Source organism: Pseudomonas sp. KB_15 (genome assembly GCF_052114525.1).
In the GTDB taxonomy this organism is placed as follows: Bacteria; Pseudomonadota; Gammaproteobacteria; order Pseudomonadales; family Pseudomonadaceae; genus Aquipseudomonas.
The window spans coordinates 1-381 of the sequence record NZ_JBFREX010000330.1; the positions used below are offsets into that span (position 1 = coordinate 1).

Annotated in this window: 1 pseudogene; it reads left to right on the plus strand. The window is 62.2% G+C overall.

Annotated features, from left to right (window positions below):
- Positions 1-59: 59 nt before the first annotated feature.
- Positions 60-381: pseudogene (gene fliM / locus AB4Z35_RS31130) on the plus strand (flagellar motor switch protein FliM); the annotation flags it as partial.

Consider the following 381-nt stretch of genomic DNA (forward strand, 5'->3'; position numbering starts at 1 on the left):
GACTGAAGCCGGCCATGGACCGTTTCATCCTTACAGCTGTTCACGGGGCAGGACACTAGATGGCCTACGACAAGTTCCTCTCGCAGGACGAGGTAGACGAGCTACTGAAAGGCGTATCGGGCGAATCCGATGCGCCCGCAGCCAGCAGCGCGCCCGCTATTGATGAAGGCGGGGTGCGGCCGTACAACCTGGCTACCCAGGAACGGATCATCCGTGGCCGCCTGCACACGCTCGAAATCATCAACGAGCGCTTCGCGCGGGCGCTGCGCACGGCGCTGTTCAACTTCATCCGCCGCGGCGCCGACATCTCGGTCGGTTCGGTAAGGATCGAAAAATACGGCGATTTCGTGCGCAACCTGCCGGTGCCGACCAACCTGAACC